Origin of the sequence: Peptoniphilus equinus, from assembly GCF_027921445.1 — a bacterium.
In the GTDB taxonomy this organism is placed as follows: domain Bacteria; phylum Bacillota; class Clostridia; order Tissierellales; family Peptoniphilaceae; genus Peptoniphilus; species Peptoniphilus equinus.
Genome location: NZ_CP115667.1, coordinates 754,916 through 770,134, shown reverse-complemented (window position 1 = coordinate 770,134; position 15,219 = coordinate 754,916). Strand labels below are relative to the sequence as shown.

At 42.4% G+C, this 15,219-nt stretch carries 13 protein-coding genes; all 13 read right to left on the bottom strand.

The features are described 5' to 3' along the window. Position 1 precedes the first annotated feature (1 nt). A complete protein-coding gene (infB, locus tag O6R05_RS03770) occupies positions 2–2,479 on the bottom strand; it encodes a translation initiation factor IF-2 (RefSeq protein WP_271192203.1) in 2,478 nt (825 codons plus the stop codon). 21 nt (positions 2,480–2,500) lie between these two features. Beyond that, entirely contained in the window at positions 2,501–2,764 is a 264-nt protein-coding gene (gene rnpM / locus O6R05_RS03765; protein WP_271192202.1) for an RNase P modulator RnpM, read from the bottom strand. A 5-nt stretch (positions 2,765–2,769) separates the two neighbouring features. Beyond that, positions 2,770–4,056 (bottom strand): transcription termination factor NusA, encoded by a 1,287-nt coding sequence (nusA, locus tag O6R05_RS03760; protein ID WP_271192201.1) that lies wholly within the window; start codon positions 4,054–4,056, stop codon positions 2,770–2,772. A gap of 8 nt (positions 4,057–4,064) precedes the next feature. Then, positions 4,065–4,517, bottom strand: a complete 453-nt coding sequence (locus tag O6R05_RS03755) for a ribosome maturation factor RimP (RefSeq protein ID WP_271192200.1) — start codon at positions 4,515–4,517, stop codon at positions 4,065–4,067. A 103-nt stretch (positions 4,518–4,620) separates the two neighbouring features. After that, positions 4,621–8,841: a PolC-type DNA polymerase III gene (locus O6R05_RS03750; RefSeq protein ID WP_271192199.1), complete on the bottom strand. Its 4,221-nt coding sequence runs from the start codon at positions 8,839–8,841 to the stop codon at positions 4,621–4,623. Between the two features lie 3 nt (positions 8,842–8,844). Beyond that, positions 8,845–9,894 (bottom strand): flavodoxin-dependent (E)-4-hydroxy-3-methylbut-2-enyl-diphosphate synthase, encoded by a 1,050-nt coding sequence (gene ispG, locus O6R05_RS03745; protein WP_271192198.1) that lies wholly within the window; start codon positions 9,892–9,894, stop codon positions 8,845–8,847. 4 nt (positions 9,895–9,898) lie between these two features. Then, a complete protein-coding gene (gene rseP, locus O6R05_RS03740; protein ID WP_271192197.1) occupies positions 9,899–10,900 on the bottom strand; it encodes an RIP metalloprotease RseP in 1,002 nt (333 codons plus the stop codon). Between the two features lie 15 nt (positions 10,901–10,915). Next, a complete protein-coding gene (locus tag O6R05_RS03735) occupies positions 10,916–11,689 on the bottom strand; it encodes a phosphatidate cytidylyltransferase (protein ID WP_271192196.1) in 774 nt (257 codons plus the stop codon). Further along, on the bottom strand, positions 11,682–12,404 hold the full coding sequence (locus tag O6R05_RS03730) for an isoprenyl transferase (protein ID WP_271192195.1): 723 nt from the start codon (positions 12,402–12,404) through the stop codon (positions 11,682–11,684). The genes O6R05_RS03735 and O6R05_RS03730 overlap by 8 nt, the downstream gene beginning before the upstream one ends. Before the next feature lie 39 nt (positions 12,405–12,443). Continuing rightward, positions 12,444–13,001, bottom strand: a complete 558-nt coding sequence (gene frr / locus O6R05_RS03725; protein WP_271192194.1) for a ribosome recycling factor — start codon at positions 12,999–13,001, stop codon at positions 12,444–12,446. An 8-nt stretch (positions 13,002–13,009) separates the two neighbouring features. Continuing rightward, on the bottom strand, positions 13,010–13,714 hold the full coding sequence (pyrH, locus tag O6R05_RS03720) for a UMP kinase (protein WP_271192193.1): 705 nt from the start codon (positions 13,712–13,714) through the stop codon (positions 13,010–13,012). Positions 13,715–13,723: 9 nt separating this feature from the next. Next, entirely contained in the window at positions 13,724–14,374 is a 651-nt protein-coding gene (gene tsf / locus O6R05_RS03715) for a translation elongation factor Ts (protein WP_271192192.1), read from the bottom strand. A gap of 53 nt (positions 14,375–14,427) precedes the next feature. Next, positions 14,428–15,207, bottom strand: a complete 780-nt coding sequence (gene rpsB, locus O6R05_RS03710; RefSeq protein ID WP_271192191.1) for a 30S ribosomal protein S2 — start codon at positions 15,205–15,207, stop codon at positions 14,428–14,430. Positions 15,208–15,219 lie beyond the last annotated feature (12 nt).

Below are 15,219 nucleotides of genomic sequence, written 5' to 3'. Positions count from 1 at the left end.
TTTATCCTCGTTTCACTTCTTTTAAAATATAACATTCAATAAAGTCGCCTTCTTTAATGTCATTGAAGTTTTCAATTCCAAGACCGCCTTCGTAGTTGGTGTTGAGTTCTTTCACATCATCTTTAAAGCGACGGAGTGATGCGACTTCCCCTTCATGAATGACGACATCATCACGCAGAATCCGAATTTTGGAATTCCGCAAAATCTTCCCGGAATTGACGTAAATGCCTGCAATAATAATATTGCCCGGGATTCTGAAAGTTTGACGCACTTCACATCGACCCATAACTTCTTCCACAATATCAGGATCCAACATACCTGTCGCCGCTTTTTCCACGTCATCTAAAATATCATAGATGACACGATAGGTCCGCACGTCCACTTCTTCACTTTTAGCAAGCTCAATCGCATTCATATTCGGACGGACATTAAAGCCTACAACAATAGCATTGGAGGCGGAAGCTAAAGTAATATCACTTTCATTAATGCCGCCGACACCGCTGTGAATGACATTGATATTAACCTCTTCATTGGAGAGTTTAGCCAGAGATTGAATCAAAGCTTCCACAGAACCTTTGACGTCGGCCTTGACCACAATGTTAAGATCTTTCATTTCTCCTTCTTTAATCCGAGCAAATAAGTTTTCAAGAGATACTTTCGATACAGTATTAATGCGGTGTTCACGCGACTCTTCGCGATTTTTATCTGCAATGGCACGCGCTGTCTTTTCGTCTTCCACAGCATAGATCATATCTCCGGCATTCGGCACGTCACTTAACCCAAGTATCACTGCCGGCATGGACGGCCCTGCTTTTTTAATATTGCGGTTTTTATCATCACTCATCGCTCGAATGTGACCGCTGGCAATACCGGATACCACATTGTCGCCGAATTTAAGCGTGCCCTTTTGTACCAAGACAGTGGCCATAGGTCCTTTGCCCTTGTCAAGCCGTGCTTCGATGACTGTGCCAATGGCAAGGCGGTCCGGATTAGCTTTCAGTTCAAGCATCTCTGCAACTAGGATAATCATCTCAAGAAGATCGTCAATACCTTCTTTCGTATGTGCGGAGACCGGTACCATGATGACATCGCCACCCCAGTCTTCGGACATAAGGCCTTGTTCCAAAAGCTCTTGTTTAACTCGATCCACATTTGCTTCCGGACGGTCAATTTTATTGATAGCTACAATAATCGGTACGCCTGCAGATTTTGCGTGGGAAATAGCCTCAATAGTTTGTGGCATAACGCCATCATCTGCTGCTACTACAAGAATGGCAATATCAGTAATAAGGGCGCCTCGAAGTCGCATGGAAGTGAATGCTTCGTGACCCGGTGTGTCCAAGAAAGTGATCTTCTTTTTGTTGACACTCACTGTATATGCACCAATATGTTGGGTAATCCCACCGGCTTCCGACTGTTGCACGTGAGATTTTTTTATCACATCCAAAATGGAAGTCTTTCCGTGATCGACATGGCCCATAACGGTGACAACCGGCGGCCGAGAATGCAGATCGGCCTCATTATCTTCAAAATCTAAGTTGAGTTGTTCTTCCATAGATACTTCGGCTTCCGGTTCTTCTACAGATACTTCAACACCCAGCTCTTCCGCAACCAGAAAACAGGTGTCTTCATCAATTTCCTGATTTTGGCTGGCCATAACACCTAGACCGATAAGCTTGGTCATCACTTGAGCCAACGGCTTGTCAATCGCCTCAGCAAAGTCTTTTACACTAATTGGAGCTTGGATAACAGCCGGACCGTCGTTCTTTTGTGCTTCCAAACGCTCTTGTTTCTTTTCTGCACGTGTTTTTCTCTTGGCAGGTGATTTCTTGGTCAGATCACGAGGACGTCTTGGCTTGTCTTCAAAATTATTGGTGTTGGCTTTGCGGTTATTTTTCTTATGATTGTTGCGCTTGCCTTCAGTGGTGTCTTCCGCTTGAAATCGCTCTTTAGGACGTTTATTGTGTTGATATCCCTGTTTAGGGTTCTCATTGCGATTACGATGTCCGTCGTTATTCTTGGACTTGTGTTGTTTTGTCGAATTTTGAAAATTATTAATAGTCTTACCTTCAGCTTGTTTATTTTGAGTATTTGGATTCTTAGGTTTCGAATCAGTTCTAGGCTTTTGATTTTTGCCCTCAGACTTCATCGTCTGATTTTTCCCCGTTGGCGTTTTGCCGTTCTTTTTATCGTCCGCTACAAATCGTGATTTTTTTTGCACGGGCTGAGCTTTACGTTCGTCTTTAGTTGCTTGTTTTGAGGTTTCTGGTTTAGGTGCATTGCCGGATTTTTTCTCAGGTGTCGACTTTTTCGCTGCACCTTTAGCGGCAAAAGCACTTCGGATTTTCGTCTCCTCATCTGCTTCCAAGGAAGACATGTGATTTTTTACATCAATATTGAGCTCTTTTGCCTTCTCTAATATATTTTTACTGCTTTGATTTAATTCTTTTGCCAATGCATGTATTCTGATTTTTGACATATGGCTACCTCCTGTTCAAGCCTATCTAAATGAATCTCTTAGCTTTTCAATGATTTCATCATTTATCTCCATCTCAAATGCTCGATTCAATGCCTTGGATTTCACTGCCTTGTCCAGACAAGCTCTATCGTGGCATAGATATGCTCCTCGTCCATTTTTCCGTCCGGTCAAGTCTAAAGTGACTTCACCCAATTTATCTTTAACTACACGAATCATTTCTGATTTCGGTTTATTACACCCACATGCAATGCATCGTCGCATGGGAATTTTTTTCGGTTTTGGCATATTACCTATTCCTCATCCGGTGCAGATGCTTCGGTGTTATCTTCATCGTCGCCATCATGAGTATCAATACTATCACTCAAATCAGAGCGCATAGCATCGTCTGTTGGATCATCTTCACAATCCTCGTCCACCAATACCGGCTCAGCATCTTGTAATAATACTTCTTCAATATTTTGCACATTGTCATATTCTGAAGAATAGCCGTACAGTGCATAAAGTTCTTCCTCATCCAAGCCTTCATCTTCAAGATACGCCTCGAATTGCGACAGACTCTTGATATCAATTTTCCACCCGGTAAGCTTTGCGGCCAATCGTGCATTTTGCCCTTCCTTGCCAATAGCTAGAGACAGTTGATAGTCCGGCACCACAACCAATGCCGACTTTTCTCGTTCGTCAGCAAAGACTTTCTCCACCTTTGACGGACTTAAGGCATTGGCAATAAAGGTATCAATGTTTTTATCATAGATGACGATATCCACTTTTTCATTGTGCAGCTCATCGACAATGGCTTTGACCCGACTGCCTTTATAACCTACACAAGCTCCCAAAGGATCCACATCCGGTTCTTTAGAAAAGACTGCAATTTTAGTTCGAGAACCTGCTTCTCTCGCTATAGAGTAAATTTCCACAATCCCTTCTGCAATTTCAGGCACTTCCAACTCAAATAGGCGCTTGACCAAATTCGGATGAGAGCGGGATAAAATAATTTGCGGTCCTTTCGTCGTCCGCTTGACTTCGACTAAAAGCAGTTTGTAGCGATCGCCTTGTTGGTAACTTTCACCTTTAATTTGTTCCGAAGGCAGCAATATGGCTTCAGTCTTTCCTAAATCAAAAAAGACATTGCCGTATGACACACGTTGGACTTGACCGGTAATAATTTCATTCTCACGGTCGTTGTAGTCATTAAATATAATGTCCCGTTCTGCATCTTTAATACGTTGAATAACCACCTGTTTTGCCGTTTGAGCGGCAATGCGGCCAAACTTTGCCGGATCTACTTTTTTTGCGTAAATATCGCCGACTTCGTAGTTAGGGTCGATATCTTTAGCTTGAGACAATGCCATTTCATTTTCGTCATCAACTAAATCATCATCTGCCACGATGGTCTTCACTGCATACAGATCAATATGTCCTGTATCACGATCAATATCTACTTGCACCGACTGACCGGTAGAAAAATTCTTCTTATAGCTGGAGATCAGTGCAGATTCCAATGCAGTGAACACTACGTCTTTGGAAATACCTTTCTCTTTTTCAAGTTCATCTAAGGCTTGTATGAATTCTTGATTCATAATTCCTCCTAAAATTTAATGGTTTGAACCATATTGGCAATGGATTTTATAGGAATACGAACAGTCTCATCCATGATCCTCAACACAACCTCATTCGTCGTATAGTCGCTCAGGATACCTTCGTAGACCTTATTGCCGTTCAGTGGTCCATAGAGTTTCGCCGTTACTTCATTGCCCAGATTTCTGCGATAATCGTCTTGCGTTTTTAGCGGGCGATCCAATCCCGGAGATGATACTTCCAAATAATAGGCCCCTTGAATAACATCAGCTTGATTTAACTCATCTTCAATGGCATGGGTCATATCAGCACAGTCATCTAAAGAAATCCCTTCCTTTTTGTAGATGAAAATAGATAGCAAGTCATGTTTGCTGCCCTTTTGAAACGTCACATCCACCAATTCATAGCCGAGATTTGCGGCATGAGGCTCTGCAATGTCCTTCACCTTCGCTATGATATCCATATACACCTCCATTACAAAAACAAGAGTGGGCGAACCCACTCTTTAGCAATCAACTTAACTTATCTGTTATTATTATACCCTAATTGACTCCATAGTTCAAGATTTAAAGGTTAAAAAGACTGATTTGATTCGTCTCTTCAAATCCTTTTAAAAGGCCGTTGCGTTTTAAAATTTCAACAGTACTCTTGCCCGTCTTGGTACGTTTGCAAAAATCTTCAATGGATAGATAGCGGCCTTTGTGACTCTCGCTGACAATTTGAGAGGCCACACTTTCTCCCACGCCCATAAAAGCACGAAGGGGCATTAGAATTTTAGACTCCTTAATCACGAACCGAGACACTTCCGATTCATATATATCTGCGCCGCAAAATTCCAAGCCTCGCGCAAACATTTCAAGTACGATTTCAAGCACTGTCATTTGTCCCTTGTCTTTTGCCGTCGGCATGGCGATAGATTTGAGTTCATCGAGATGCTCTTTCACAGCTTGAGGACCTTTAAGCACCAACTCACCGTCAAAATCATTGAGTTTAATTCTAAAATAGGTGGCATAATAGGCCAATGGATAGTTGATTTTATACCATGCAATTCTAAAGGACTGCATAACATAAGCCACGGCATGGGCCTTAGGAAACATATACTTAATTTTCTCACATGCTTCAATATACCACTCCGGAAGCGGAAGCTTACTCATAATTTGTTTTTGTTCCGAAGTCAATCCCTTACCCTTACGCACTTTTTCCATGGTGTCAAAGGCCATTTTGTTTTCTGCTCCGGCGTGGATAAGATAGGTCATAATATCCTCACGCGTTGAAATGACATCGCTGAGTTCTGCCCGTTTATCGCGCACAAGATTTTGAGCATTGTTGGTCCACACGTCGGTACCATGAGACAGACCGGAGATCCGTACCAAATCGGAAAAGTTTTTTGGTTTGGTCTCCAACAGCATCTGCTTGACAAAGCCGGTACCGAATTCCGGAATCCCAAGTGTACCCGTCGGTGTCTCAAAGATATCTGCATTGAGATGTAATGCCTCGGCAGATTGGAACAGAGATAGTGTAGTCGGATCATTTAACGGAATCGTAGAAGCATCTACACCTGTAAAATCCTCTAAACTTCGAATGATGGTTGGACCGTCGTGTCCAAGAATATCCAGCTTTAAAATTTTGCCGTGAATGAAATTGTAATCAAAGTGGGTGGTGATAATAGATGATGTGAGATCATCCGCAGGATGCTGGATCGGCGTAAAGTCATAAATCTCTTTAGACTTCGGACAAATCATAACCCCACCGGGATGCTGCCCGGAAGTTCGTTTGATACCCATGAGCTTCGTGACCAAGCGGTCTACTTCCGCTTTATGCATCGGTTGACCTTCAAAGAACTTCTTCACATATCCGTAAGCCGTTCGCTCTGCAACAGTACCGATAGTTCCGGCTCGAAACACATAACCTTGCCCAAAAAGCTCTTCAGTGTACTTATGCGCTACACTTTGGTATTCTCCGGCAAAGTTGAGATCAATATCGGGCTCTTTATCGCCATTGAATCCCAGAAATACTTCAAAAGGAATATCATGGCCGTCCTTTGTAAGTGGCGCACCGCAAACAGGACACATTTTGTCTTCCAAGTCCACACCTGAGCCCACTTCGCCATGTGTGAAGAACTCAGAATATTGGCATTGGGGACATACGTAGTGCGGCGGCAACGGATTGACTTCTGTAATAGAGGCCATGGTTGCAGCGAATGATGAGCCGACAGATCCTCTGGATCCAACCAAATAGCCGTCTTGATTGGACTTGTGAACCAATTTTTGAGCAATGACATAGAGTACCGCATAGCCATGCTTGATAATACTGTTGAGCTCGACTTCAAGGCGTTTGTCTACAATTTCCGGCAGTATTGCACCATATATGGCGTGCGCTTTATCATAACACATAGTACGCAGGATTTCTTCAGCCCCTTCAATAGACGGCGGATAGGTCCCTTCCGGAATAGGATCCAAGGTCTCAATGCTGTCTGCCAGTTTGTTGGTAGCTTCAACAACGACCTCGTAGCTTTCCCTTTCCCCTAAAAACGCAAACTCCCGGAGCATATCATCGGTGGTTTTGAAGTAGAGAGAATTTCGCTCTTTAGCACCACGTGCCGGTGGAATGGAGGATGAAAGAATAATGCGACGTACCAGATCATCTTCCGGCTCTTGATAGAACACATCACCTGTTGCCACAACAGGCTTACCCAATTCCTTAGCCAACATATAAATCTTACGAAGGATGCCTTTAATCTCATCTAAAGATCTGACCATGCCCTCTTTAATAAGACTGAGCTGATCGGAAGGCGGCTGAAGTTCAATATAATCGTAAAACTTCATGGTGTCCTTAATGAACGTATCATCTTCGCCGTTCAAAACGGCCTGAAACACATCCGAGTCCTTAGTGCCGCTCCCCACCAAAATACCTTCCCTATATTTTTCAATAAGGGATCGAGGAACTTTTGCCATACGACTTACATATTTTAAATGTGATGCCGATACCAGCTTATAGAGGTGTTTTAATCCCACGTTATTTTGTACTAAAAGCGAGACAGGAGACTCAAAAAGAATTGCCGGATTCATGCGTTTTGACAATTGGTTCAATGCATTCAAATCATCGATATCTTCCCTAGCCAAATCCATAAGTTTTATAAAAAGGTGTGCAGTCGCCTCTGCATCATTGACCGCGCGGTGTGCACCCACAAGAGAAATACCGAATTTTTTACACAGTGCTGAGAGATTATAACGCTTCACATCATCGACAATGGCACGTGCTACATTTAAAGTATCAATAATTTGAAAATCGAATTTATATCCGGCTCGTTTAAATTCCCGCTTGATAAATCGACTATCAAAAGCAGCATTATGCGCCACCAACGTGGTCCCTTTGGTAAATTCATAGAAATCTCCAATGACCTCCTCGATATACGGTTTATCCGAAACCAAATCTGGAGTGATCCCGGTGAGCTTTTGAACAGCTTCAGGAATCGCCGCGCGTGGTTTAATCAGCTGAGAATACCTTGCCACGACTTGGCCATTTTCAATTTTTACTGCACCGATTTCAGTAATATCTTCATAAACCGGACTGAATCCCGTAGTCTCAATATCAAAGACAGTAAACGAATCAGCTACCTTGCCCGTGCCCATTAAAAGTTTAGGGCGATCGTCCACATAATTGGCATCCAAGCCGTAGAGGATTTTAAGTCCGTACTTTTGACCTGCGAACATCGCTTCAGGGAATCCTTGTACGTCGCCTTTATCAGTAATGGCAAGAGCAGTCATGCCTAAGCTATGTGCCAATGCCGCATAGTCCTCAAAAGATGTGACGCCGTTCATAGTACTCATCTTAGAGTGTAGTCGCAGCTCAATGCGCTTGATCTCCTGACTGTCCGTCCTGTGAGTGCCGGAAGCAACTTCCAGATACTTAATCATCAACGATTCTTCGTGAATAAATTTGTCGTATTGTGGTGATCCGGTGATGACTACCGCGGTACCGACTTTTACTGAATTGTCAAAATCTCTTGCCTTATCCTCAGATAAAAAGAACTTCGCATAATAAGATCCGGTATCGTCATGAATGGCGAGGGTATAGATAAATTTTGAATCCTTCAATTCCTTGACGTCAACTTTAAATACCGTCCCCTGTATTGTGACTTTTGAATATTCTAAATTCAAATCTGCAATTGGGGTCACAGGCAACACATCTTTCTTGCCATAATGGAACGTCGTTGCCGCGCCTTCTTCGGCGGCTGGCTTCGCGATCTCACGAGAAATGGTAGTATCTTTGACCAGATTTTTTTCTTCGTCAGCTAAGTTTTTAATTTTGTCATTTAATACATCCGTGTCACAGACATAAGTGGTCTTTGGATTTAAAAAACGCACATCCTGAATACCATAGACCGCAAGCTCTTGTAATAACAAATCCGTGAGTCCGTTAGCTGTCATCGTAAAATAAATTTCTTCACTTGGCGCACTAATACTCAACACACCATTCAAATCATCAAGAGTAATATCCAGCTTTTCAAGCCATAACGTAGAAGAAGGATTATACTCCAAAATCATATTTTTGATCACAAGAACCGGATCATCAAAATGCTCCACAACAAACTCTGCTTTGACTTCAAAGCCTTCCAAATAGGTCTGTAAAGCCTGTAAAATAAGCTGTTGCTCACTCTTGTCCTCATGCTCTGTCGTAAAAAGAAAAATCACAGTCATAGAACTGCGATTGAGTTTAACTTTAGAAAGAACATAGTGCCATTTTAAGTTTATGCCTATGTTCAATTTATTTAAAATGGCATCCATGATCTACATCCTCTCTATTTCTTCAATGAGGGCATCCAACAAACAGGATTCAGGAACTTTGCGAAGAATTTTACCCTTTTTAAAAATAAGACCTTCACCCCGTCCGCCTGCAATGCCGATATCTGCTTCTCTGGCTTCTCCCGGACCATTGACTGCACAACCCATGAGTGCCACCTTAAGATTCTTATCCATGTCGGCAAGTCTCATCTGCGCTTCATCGACAAGACCAAGTAAATCAATATTGGTTCTTGCGCAGGTTGGACAGGACACAATATCAATACCTTCCTGACGTAACCCGAGCGATTTTAAAATACCGAGTCCCACACGTACTTCCTCAACCGGATCTGCTGTAAGAGAGACACGAATAGTGTCACCAATGCCTTCATTGAGGAGAACCCCCATCCCCACAGCCGACTTGATAGTCCCTTGAAAACTGGGTCCCGCTTCAGTAATGCCTAAGTGAAGCGGATAGTCGGACACCGAAGAAAAAGCTTCATAGGCACGAATACATAACCCTACATCACTTGCCTTAAGAGAAATTTTCAAGTTATTAAAACCCATGGACTCTAAGACATTGATCTCTCGAAGGCCGGACTGAACCATCGATTGTTCATTGACACCACCAAACTCGTCAAGACAGTCCTGATGTAGTGAACCGGAATTCACACCGACACGTATAGGAATATTTTTGTCTTTACATGCCGCTACAACTTCATAAACTTTATCGCGATTACCAATATTACCGGGATTGATGCGGATACAGTCCGCCCCGGCTATGGCACTGGCTACGGCCAACCGATAGTCGAATTGGATATCAACGACGACAGGAATGTGAATGCGTGATTTAATAGGCGCAATGGCAGCCACATCGTCGTTATCGTTCACGGCAAAGCGTATAATCTCACATCCCGCATCTTCAAGACGCAGGATTTGACTCACAGTACCTTCAATGTCCTTGGTTTTCGTATTGGTCATTGACTGAACAGTGATCGGTGCATCACCGCCGACAGGCACATGGCCAACATAAATTTTTTTCGTTGTCTTTCGTTTCATACAATCACCCGTTTAAAAGACGTGTTAAGTCACCAAAAACCGTTACATACAGCATGAGACCAAAAAGCAGGGACATACCGACCAGGGTAATACGCTGTTCCCAAACCTCGCTTAAAGTTTTGCCTGTAAGAGCTTCCCAAATTAAGAAAACCAATTTACCACCGTCCAAGGCCGGTATCGGCAAAATATTAATCACTGCCAAATTCGCGCTGATTAAACCTAAAATGTTGAGTAAATAGACAAACCCTTTAGCTGTTTCCTGACCAATAATACTGATGACGCCTACAGGTCCTGCCAGCATTTTCACATCAGTCTTGCCGGTAATCAATGTCCCTAGAGTAGTAAAGACTTCTTTTATGACAAAGAACGTCTGGCTAAAACCAGATTCAATGGCACGAATACCATTGCGTTCTTCTTTGGCATAGATGCCGATGACACGACGCCCACTTTCCTCCAACGGCGTCAGTCTCACCGTAGTATTTGCTCCATCTCGCTGTACAGTCACATCCACTGATCCGCCAGATTGAGATATGCCCTTCAGTACACCTTCCCAATCTGTTATAGCAGTACTATTTATGGCGACAATAGTGTCTCCAGGTTGTAAATGTGCCTCATCCGCCGGTGAATTGGCGATGACCTCTCCAATGGTATTGGTTTGAACCCCGAGCAAGGCTGCCACTAAAGTGAATGCCAGCACTGCAAGTAAGAAATTCATGACTACACCTGCCACCACGACAGCCATGCGTTTATAGACACTGACATTGTTAAAGGCACGCGGATCATAGGAATTTTCTTCTTCACCTTCCATGGCGACGTAACCACCTATAGGCAACGCACGAATGCTGTAGTCGGTCTCCCCTCGTCGGGTTTGAACCAATTTAGGCCCCATGCCGATAGAAAATTCATTGACTTTAATGCCGCTTTTTTTAGCCGCAAAAAAATGGCCCATTTCATGCAGTGTAATCACTAACATAAAGACAATAATCGAACCAATGAGTGTACTCATTCTTCCTCCAGTAACCTATTGCGCCATAATATTTAATAAAATATACACAACAGGTGTAATAAACAATATTGAATCAATACGGTCTAACATACCTCCATGTCCGGGAAGCAAATGGCTATAGTCTTTGATCCCGCAAATCCTTTTGACCTTCGACGCAGCCAAATCACCAATTTGCCCGGCAATCGATGCTACTACCACAAAAAGTACGGCTACGGGACTGATAGGCAGCTTCACAAAATAAAAAAAGATAAGACTGCAAATCAGTGCACCGAGAATACCTCCGATAAAGCCTTCAACCGACTTCTTAGGACTTACTTCCGGGATAAGTTTGATGCGGCCAATGGTAGAGCCTATCGCATACGCAAAGGTATCCGTGCTAAAAGCAATGACAAAAACCAGCAGCATAAACGGCGAGTTGTCCAACTTATAAAGTAAATGCAATACTACGGGTATGTAGATAAAACTAAAGAGCGTATATACACCATCTTCAATAGTATAGCGTTTTAAAAATAAACTGAAAATAAAGGATAGGATCAGAATTCCGGACGCACTCAGACTGATGCCGATAGAATAGTGATCCAAAGCTTGAAGTAAAATCAACCCGATGACTAAAACCGTCATATTAAGATTAATATTAATTTTTTTAAAAGCTAATCGCAATTCAAAGAGAGAAATCAAACTGACTAGCGTCACCGTGAGACGCAGCGCCAGCCCTCCAAAATAAATCACCACACCTAATATGCCGATACCGACAATTGCGGTTGTAAGTCTTTTTTGCAAATCACCCATCCAAACCTCCGAAACGACGCTTACGCTTCCCATAGTCCGCTAATGCGCTATAAAAAACTTCTGTGGTAAAGTCCGGCCATAAGACATCCGAAAACCAAAATTCAGAATAAGCCAGCTGATAGAGCATAAAATTCGACACTCGCAGTTCCCCTGACGGACGTATAAGTAAATCCAACTCCGGTTGATTGGCCGTATCTAAATAGAGCTTAAATGATTCAGTGGTCAACTCATCTATAGATTTTACCCCATTTACCACATCTTGAGTAAACGATTGAACAGCTTTAACAATCTCATCCCGACCCCCATAATTGAGTCCGATGTTTAAAGTCATTTTATCATTAGACATCGTATCCTTCAATGCACGCTCTACAGCTGTCCGTACACGAGGGGGTAATTTGGATATATCGCCGAGAATATTAATCTTGACGTTGTTGGAGGCTAAGCGTCGAAGCTCTTTGTCGATAAACACAACCAAGAGTTCCATAAGTTTATTAATCTCATCTGCAGGGCGTTTCCAATTTTCCGTAGAAAAAGCATAGAGACTCAAACTTTGAATGCCGAGCTGATATGCCGCTTCTACAATTTCGATAACCCGCTTAGCACCTTCTTGATGTCCGAAACTACGGGGTTTATTGCGTTGTTTGGCCCATCGGCCGTTTCCATCCATAATGATACCGACATGCGCAGGAATTTGAGTGATTTGATTTGAATCCATATATGCTCCTATAAAAGAAGGACCCTAAGGGCCCTCATTTTAAATTTCTAATAATTCATCTTCTTTTGCTTTAGTCAGCTTTTCGACTTCTGCAATATATTTATCTGTGAGTTTTTGAATATCTTCTTCAGCTCGCTTACGATCGTCTTCAGTGATATCGTTAGACTTCTCAAGCTTTTTAACATCTTCCATCGAATCTCTGCGAATATTGCGAACTGCAACCTTGGCATTTTCAGAATTCTTCTTTACAACTTTAATTAAATCCTTACGACGCTCTTCAGTGAGTTGCGGAAAGACCAGACGAATGATCTTACCGTCATTAGACGGTGTAATGCCTAAATCAGAAGCCATAATTGTTTTTTCAATATCAGGAATAATTTTAGTATCCCACGGTTGAATGACAAGCATTCTAGGCTCCGGAGCCGAAATGCCGGAAACCTGATTCAATGGCGTAGATTGACCAAAATAATTAATAGTCAGTCTTTCTACGAGTTGTGGGTTAGCTCGACCTGCTCGAATATTTTGAAGCTCATCTTTATATACGGAACAAGCTTTTTGCATGCGCTGTTCCATATCACGTTTTATATCAGGTACCATAATTTCTCCTATCGCACTTTCGTGCCCATGTCTGAACCCGAAACGACGCTGACAATGGAATTGTCTTCATCGATGCCAAAGACAACGAGAGGAATTTTGTTGTCCATACACAGCGACGTTGCGGTAGTGTCCATAATTTTAAGCTCTTTATTCAATATCTCAAGATATGTTAATTCATCAAATTTTTTAGCATCAGGATTTATGTTAGGATCACTATCATAAATGCCATCTACACCTTTTTTTGCTATCAGAATGACTTCGGCATCAATTTCAGCTGCTCGGAGGGCTGCTGTAGTATCCGTTGAAAAATAAGGCATACCAGTTCCGGCTGCAAAGATGACCACACGACCCTTTTCCAAGTGTCGCATAGCACGCCGTCTGATATAAGGCTCTGCCACATCTTTCATTTCAATCGCTGTCTGGACACGGGTCATCACATCAATGTTTTCCAAAGCATCTTGGAAAGCTAAAGCATTGATAACCGTACCGAGCATTCCCATATAATCTGATGTGGCACGATCCATATCGGCATCGCGTCCACGCCAGAAATTACCGCCCCCTACTACAACGGCAGTTTCAACACCCATATCATGAATCGTTTTAATCTGCTTCGATATCGACCGAACCACATTCAGATCAATCCCACTTTCTTGGGCGCCGGCCAATGCTTCCCCGGAAAGTTTTAAAACCACACGTTTATATTTCGGTTGCATAGGTGCTCCTTATTTTTGAATTTGTTTTGCTACTTCTTCTGCGAAGTCTTCTTCTCTCTTTTCAAGGCCTTCCCCTACTTCGAAACGGACGAAGCGACGAATGTTAATTTTTTCACCGATTTTAGCGGAAATATTATTCAAAAGATCTTGAACCTTCAGATCACTGTCTTTAATGAACTTTTGATCGAGAAGTACGATTTCTTCATAGAATTTTTCCAGACGGCCTGCAACCATTTTTTCAACGATTTTTTCAGGTTTACCTTCGTTGAGCGCTTGTTCTGTTAAAACTTTCTTTTCATGTTCTAGTTCCTCAGCAGGTACTTCATCACGAGTTAAATATTTTGGATTAACAGCTGCAATTTGCATAGCGATATCGCGAACAAAAGCTCTGAATTCATCATTTTTAGCAACGAAGTCAGTTTCAGTGTTCACTTCCACAAGCACGCCGATGCGTCCGCCATGAATATAAGCATCAACAATGCCTTCACTGGCAATACGACCGGATTTTTTAGCTACTGACGCAAGTCCCTTTTCACGGAGAATATCCGCTGCTTTTTCCAGATCGCCATCAGCTTCAACCAGGGCACTCTTACAGTCCATCATGCCCGCTGAGGTCTTCTCTCTAAGTTCTTTAATAAGTGCTGCAGTAATTGTTGCCATAATTTCCTCCTAAAAAAAGAGGGTTTCGAGCAAGCTCTAACCCTCAAATAATCTTACTCTTCTTTTGTATCTTCTTCTTGTTGTGATTCAGTTTCTACCGGTGCTTGTTCAAGCGTGTCTTCTTGAGCATCCTCCATAGCTCCGGTTTGAGTTCCTTGTTTACCTTCAAGAACTGCATTCGCCATAGTTTCAGTGATCAATTTTACTGCACGAATAGCATCATCATTGCCAGGAATTGGGTAATCAATTTCATCCGGATCACAGTTTGTATCAATAATAGCCACAACCGGAATACCTAAAATTTGAGCTTCTTTTACCGCAATGCGTTCTTTGCGAGGATCAACGACAAAGATAGCATCCGGAATGCGATTCATGTGTTTAATGCCGCCAAGGAATTTTTCAAGTTTTTCGCCTTCATGACGAATTTTGATAACTTCTTTCTTTGGAAGTACATCAAAAGTTCCATCCTCTTCCATTTCAGCAATTCTGTGAAGACGGTCAATTCTCTTACGAATGGTTTGGTAGTTGGTCAAAAGACCGCCCAGCCATCTTTGGTTGATGTATGGCATTTCGCATTTTTTAGCTTCTTTTTCAATGGCATCTTGAGCTTGTTTCTTAGTACCTACAAACAAAATAGTGCCGCCGGCTTCAGTAAGTTGTCTTACATATTCATAGGCTTCATTGATTTTCTTCACAGTTTTTTGAAGATCAATGATGTAAATACCATTTCTTTGCGTAAAGATGTACTTCGCCATCTTAGGGTTCCAGCGACGTGTTTGGTGTCCAAAGTGTACACCAGCTTCCAGTAAGCTTTTCATTTGTACTACTGACATAAATTTTCCTCC

What these genes read in the sequence shown, in the direction of transcription:
- infB (WP_271192203.1), bottom strand. Translation starts at nt 2,479, where the DNA reads ATGTCAAAAATCAGAATACATGCATTGGCAAAAGAATTAAATCAAAGC.
- rnpM (WP_271192202.1), bottom strand. Translation starts at nt 2,764, where the DNA reads ATGCCAAAACCGAAAAAAATTCCCATGCGACGATGCATTGCATGTGGG.
- nusA (WP_271192201.1), bottom strand. Translation starts at nt 4,056, where the DNA reads ATGAATCAAGAATTCATACAAGCCTTAGATGAACTTGAAAAAGAGAAA.
- O6R05_RS03755 (WP_271192200.1), bottom strand. Translation starts at nt 4,517, where the DNA reads ATGGATATCATAGCGAAGGTGAAGGACATTGCAGAGCCTCATGCCGCA.
- O6R05_RS03750 (WP_271192199.1), bottom strand. Translation starts at nt 8,841, where the DNA reads ATGGATGCCATTTTAAATAAATTGAACATAGGCATAAACTTAAAATGG.
- ispG (WP_271192198.1), bottom strand. Translation starts at nt 9,894, where the DNA reads ATGAAACGAAAGACAACGAAAAAAATTTATGTTGGCCATGTGCCTGTC.
- rseP (WP_271192197.1), bottom strand. Translation starts at nt 10,900, where the DNA reads ATGAGTACACTCATTGGTTCGATTATTGTCTTTATGTTAGTGATTACA.
- O6R05_RS03735 (WP_271192196.1), bottom strand. Translation starts at nt 11,689, where the DNA reads ATGGGTGATTTGCAAAAAAGACTTACAACCGCAATTGTCGGTATCGGC.
- O6R05_RS03730 (WP_271192195.1), bottom strand. Translation starts at nt 12,404, where the DNA reads ATGGATTCAAATCAAATCACTCAAATTCCTGCGCATGTCGGTATCATT.
- frr (WP_271192194.1), bottom strand. Translation starts at nt 13,001, where the DNA reads ATGGTACCTGATATAAAACGTGATATGGAACAGCGCATGCAAAAAGCT.
- pyrH (WP_271192193.1), bottom strand. Translation starts at nt 13,714, where the DNA reads ATGCAACCGAAATATAAACGTGTGGTTTTAAAACTTTCCGGGGAAGCA.
- tsf (WP_271192192.1), bottom strand. Translation starts at nt 14,374, where the DNA reads ATGGCAACAATTACTGCAGCACTTATTAAAGAACTTAGAGAGAAGACC.
- rpsB (WP_271192191.1), bottom strand. Translation starts at nt 15,207, where the DNA reads ATGTCAGTAGTACAAATGAAAAGCTTACTGGAAGCTGGTGTACACTTT.